At 35.1% G+C, this 4,674-nt stretch carries 5 protein-coding genes; 4 read left to right on the top strand and 1 reads right to left on the bottom strand.

The window, feature by feature from the left end:
- Positions 1–931: 931 nt before the first annotated feature.
- Entirely contained in the window at positions 932–1,696 is a 765-nt protein-coding gene (locus tag RW114_RS19965) for a hypothetical protein (protein WP_340124491.1), read from the bottom strand.
- 955 nt (positions 1,697–2,651) lie between these two features.
- Here RW114_RS19965 and RW114_RS19960 point away from each other — a divergent pair.
- From RW114_RS19960 to RW114_RS19945, 4 genes are all read left to right on the top strand, one after another.
- Positions 2,652–2,810 carry a hypothetical protein gene (locus RW114_RS19960; RefSeq protein WP_340124490.1) on the top strand — a complete coding sequence of 53 codons (159 nt, stop codon included), beginning with the start codon at positions 2,652–2,654 and terminating at the stop codon, positions 2,808–2,810.
- 67 nt (positions 2,811–2,877) lie between these two features.
- Positions 2,878–3,477 (top strand): hypothetical protein, encoded by a 600-nt coding sequence (locus RW114_RS19955; RefSeq protein WP_340124489.1) that lies wholly within the window; start codon positions 2,878–2,880, stop codon positions 3,475–3,477.
- 51 nt (positions 3,478–3,528) lie between these two features.
- Complete coding sequence (locus RW114_RS19950) at positions 3,529–4,239, top strand: hypothetical protein (RefSeq protein WP_340124488.1); 711 nt, start codon at positions 3,529–3,531, stop codon at positions 4,237–4,239.
- 88 nt (positions 4,240–4,327) lie between these two features.
- Positions 4,328–4,591, top strand: a complete 264-nt coding sequence (locus RW114_RS19945; protein WP_340124487.1) for a hypothetical protein — start codon at positions 4,328–4,330, stop codon at positions 4,589–4,591.
- Positions 4,592–4,674 lie beyond the last annotated feature (83 nt).

Raw genomic sequence — 4,674 nt, 5'->3', positions numbered from 1 at the left:
TCCAATGCAATTTTGGCTTTTTGAGCCCCTGTAAAAATCTTCCGTTTGCTTTCGCTCATTTCCTGCTTCTCATTTTTCGACAGAGCATAGCTTAAACTATTGTCCGGAATTCGGGGTCCACTATACTACTCAAAACAATTGCTCCATAAATAAAATATTTTGTTTAAAAACTCACATTTTACCTTTGTATTAGCCAAACAACTAGAATGTCCGCTACCGGAACCTGAGTGTTTAAGCCACGGTAAACAAAATACACGAGCTTAACTGGGAGATTTTGCGGTTGTTATAAGACAATATCATTTTGGCCGATTCCCAACTTCTACTACAAACGGGATGCAAAAATACACTTCCTTGTCAAGGATTCTTAGTAGCGCATGAGCAATACCACTACCATGAAGACGAGATATTTTCTATTTAAGGAAACCATTGGCGTCTATCTTGATAAAGTGAAATCGGTTTTAAGGAACAAGTAAGAAAACTTCTAAACCCTAAATTTCAGCTACTTTGAAAATCCGCAGGTGTGACAGTTTGAGGCATTTTTGAGATCAGTGCCTTATGTCTTATAGGTGTCTTGACTGGAAATGAAGGTTTATAAGACACTGAAACCCAGTAGTGACACAGCTCATGGGCTTTGTCTTGTCTGTCTTATGTAAATATCATAGAGTTAGTTTTTTTATATAGAAAGACTCTGTGTAGAAGTATTTTATTAGTACAGTTATTGACTAAGACACCTAAGACACCTAAGACAGGGAGGCAGTCTCAGTATAGATAAGGCTTCGCCTGTCTTATGTGCTAAAAAAGACAGGTGAGTAAGGCAGGCAATTAACCTCTTCTGCATTCATTACAGCTGTTAATTCTTCAGATTCCCTGAGTAGCTAGGTTCCTTAATAAAACGACATCAGGATTTAATTCTGCAAAAACAGTATACGGATTAAGGTTCTTTGATAAATATTTCACTGTCGATATCGATTGGGAGCATGATTTTCTCTTTGGATGTTTCCAAACGATGAGTGCGACGAGCCTGCGGTAAACTATGAAGAGTCGGGCAGTCATCCGGAATAATAAGCAGTCCATAGCTCATTCTGACGGATTGATAAGAATCTGGATAGCGTACTCTTGCTATATATTGATTGCCGCTGCTCTCGCGTACTGTCAGTATCTTAGCTTTTGTGTATAAAATAAGATCATTCGATGAAATATTTAAAGTTTTGCCAAAAGCTTTATCGTAAACCTTTGCTTTAATGCCTATATCTCTCAACGCAGCAATATCATCGATAGATGAATTGTCTAAATCACCCGTGTTGTAACGTTTTACCGGAATAAAATCATTTGTTTCAGCCGAAATTACTCGACTACGAAATGCCTCGTGTTGCGACAAATTAATTTGTAAGGGCTGTTTAAGTAACTGTGGAAATCTTGCTGGAAAACCACGAGATGAAACCTTGACGTATCGTGATTTAAGTTCTTCAATGTCGGCCTCAGTTTTAATATTTAGCGACTCATTTCCACCTAGAGATATTACAGCATGCAAAAATTTGGGAGGTCTCTGAATAATGGTGTTTCTGAATGGTGTTTCTAAGTATTTAAGATCTGCTTTGTCGCCAGCCATGAATTTTTGTTGCGAAAGGAAATCGAGCAGCTCATTTTCAAAGGTAAAGAAGCTTTTCCAGTCTGATTTTGATGATTTTTCAGTCATATTTTTTGTTGCTTTAAACGTTGAAACGGGTGGGGCTAAGTCTAAGCCATTTATAAGATATGTTGATTATTCTATCATTCAAAGATTGGATTCTCTGATTAAAGTGGTTTAGCAGTAATCACCCCGCCTCTGTTTATCATTCGACACATGTTGTCACAAGCATAATTGGTTGTTTGCCAACTCTCCACAGATTCAAGTAACGCTTATCTTTAAGGCTCATTTGGTGTCCAGATGGGTCGTAACAGACACCAATAATAATCTGGATGCTGTTCAGTAATATCATTGATGATGTTGCAATTTTTCAATGCCCTTCCAAGATTATCTTTAGAAATACCTTGGCACATTATAATCATAAATACAGGGATATGGTGTGTATGATCCTAGTTTTACAGGATAGTTAGCGTTTCATATTTTATTATGTTTGTTACAGAGAGCTGTTAAGAAAGCAAACATAACCTTCACAATTATTGATGGCAACTCTTGTCATCATAATAGCCAAAATTAATTCATTAATAAAAATTAATGATGTTATGAGTTTGTTTGTTCGATAAATTATATATATAAAAATTACAGAGTGATAGGTCAATTATTTTTCTAAAAAAACACTGCAGGCCTTGCCGCTGATCAGGCGGTAATTTATTTGTGAGTGTGATATTAAACTTTTTATCACATTTATTTTTCATATTAATGTGATAAAAAACTAAATATCACATTTTGTATGGCAAATATATTTCAATATAAAATAGTTCAAAATAGGGTATTGACTTTATGTTAAATCTATTTATTATGTTGCGTGTTGATCTAATAAATAGGTGAATATTAATTTTTAATTCATTAAAAATAACTAAATATTTATTCTTGTTTATGTATTAATTTTATATGAATAATGCGCTACAATAAACAGAAGATTAAATTTATTGTATTTGCAAATTTAATAAACAAAAAGGTAACTAAAATGAATGAACAAAAAATATTGATGAACCCACATACTGGATCAGTTGATACAGAGGAAAATTGGATTTTGGAACAAGTTTGTTGTGGAAATACACGTGATGACTTCGCAGATTTAATCGAGGTCAAGAAAAATAAAGAGGGGCATTGGGTTGAAGCATAAGCAAGTCAATCTTATCTAAACGCCAGTAAATTTAACTAACATTATAATTAACTTAAAAAATATTTACATGAAAAACGCCAATATTATGAAATCGAACCAACCCAATGAAAATTATTTGAATACCTCGAAGGTGCTAGTCGTGAATCCGACAACTGAGGATTTGACTAATAAATTTTACGCAGCTGGTCCAAATGTTCGAATTGGAGATGCGCTTTTTACAGTATGTCAGTCATCTTATTATAGCGATGATAACGATCACAATGATCACATAGAATTACATCGCAGAGCCGATTGGATAGCATCAGCGTTGAATGCCTACAGAGTTGCTGAAAATAACGCTAGTGATGTAGGTATAAAAGATGCACCAAGAAAAATAATTCTAGAGCAACATGCTTATCTTCATTCAGATTTATATCAAGCAAGTGCTCATTTTGAAGGTGGAGAGTCGGGCGAACTTATGGTTTATTGGGATTTGATTGCTTATACTTTTGATGATGAAAATAATGTCGAGTCGGAGGTTGCTGCAGAGTGCAATTGGGATGAACCATCTTTTGTATGGCATCAATCTGATGGGTGGATTTTTGACAGATCACAAGGAGACAATCCCAATAAGTTTGAGTTTGTTGAATATTCAGATGATTATGATAATTTAAGTGATGCTGCATAATTATATAGTTTCATCGATACAATTTATGTAGAAATAGGATAGATAAATATCATGAAACTTTCATCAACAAAAACAGATTCAGGATTTGTCGTATCAGTGCCCTATGAATTGAAAGATGATTTTAAAGCGCATTTTAAAACAGCGAAATGGAGTCCGACTCAAAAGCAATGGTGTGTGGGACCTCGTTCAGGGAAAAAACTACAGCAATGGATTGATCAAATAAATATTACCTTTAGTGATGAGGCGCTTGAGGAATTCGATTCTAGCTTAATGACAGAAAAAGAAATTGAGCAATTGAAGCAGAATATTGAATTGATTAATGATGAGATCAAAGGGAAGTTAGATACGCTGGGAAAGTTGTCTGAATTAAAGGTGCAAGTAGAAGAATGTACTCAATTATTTCGCTTTAAAAAGGAAAAATTGAAGGAAATAATCTCTGCGATTGAAATTGAGAAGGCAGAAATAGTTGATGAAAAGAAAAAATTGAAAATGTTGATTGGATCAGTTATTGATATTGATGATGCGAAATTACAAGCCAGTATTATGGCCAGGTATCACAAAAATGTTAGCTCTAATGACAAGCGACGTTTTAGCGATGCTCAAGACGAGATAATAGTCTATTGGGATAATTTGAAATCTGCAGGCCTTAGCTGTCAGGCCATTAATTTTCTTTCATCGGCGAATAAAAATCGCCCTGATCTCGATCGTGCATCTTTTGTTACCGAAAAAATGTGGTTTAACATTAAAGATCTATGCGAATAGTTGAAAAAGATGATCTAAAGCGACTGATGCTGTGGGTAGGTGGTTGTGCCTATCCTTTAAACAACCCACCAGCTATGGGGAGAAAATAATGATTAAAAAGTTAAGCACTATGGAAATAAATATTGAAGAAATTATAAGCAGCGTCCGTCATTGTTATGCGGAAGAAGATAACGATAAGAAGCTTGCTGAGCTGTTAAGTACTCAGGCTGTTACCCATGCATTCAATGCCTATTTTGATCTGTATTTTCCAAAATTTCCGTTAAATGGAGAAAAACCGGAAGTTCTTTCATGTCAGAGTGAAGATGGGGGTATAGTGGACCCCATTGTCCAGACAAATAATGCCTTAATTTAAGATAGAGCCCTGTTCACACTCCAGCTGAATGGCGCTGTCCCAATTTTTTTATACGGGAACTGATATTTCTGCCGCTCCGTATT

The sequence above is a fragment of the Methylobacter svalbardensis genome (assembly GCF_037671525.1).
GTDB classification, from domain to species: domain Bacteria; phylum Pseudomonadota; class Gammaproteobacteria; order Methylococcales; family Methylomonadaceae; genus Methylobacter_A; species Methylobacter_A svalbardensis.
This window is presented reverse-complemented; position numbering and strand designations above follow the sequence as displayed.

Bases quoted from the DNA above. Each gene is read 5' to 3' on its own strand.
- RW114_RS19960 (WP_340124490.1), top strand. From the start codon at position 2,652: ATGAATGAACAAAAAATATTGATGAACCCACATACTGGATCAGTTGAT.
- RW114_RS19950 (WP_340124488.1), top strand. From the start codon at position 3,529: ATGAAACTTTCATCAACAAAAACAGATTCAGGATTTGTCGTATCAGTG.
- RW114_RS19945 (WP_340124487.1), top strand. From the start codon at position 4,328: ATGATTAAAAAGTTAAGCACTATGGAAATAAATATTGAAGAAATTATA.
- RW114_RS19955 (WP_340124489.1), top strand. From the start codon at position 2,878: ATGAAAAACGCCAATATTATGAAATCGAACCAACCCAATGAAAATTAT.
- RW114_RS19965 (WP_340124491.1), bottom strand. From the start codon at position 1,696: ATGACTGAAAAATCATCAAAATCAGACTGGAAAAGCTTCTTTACCTTT.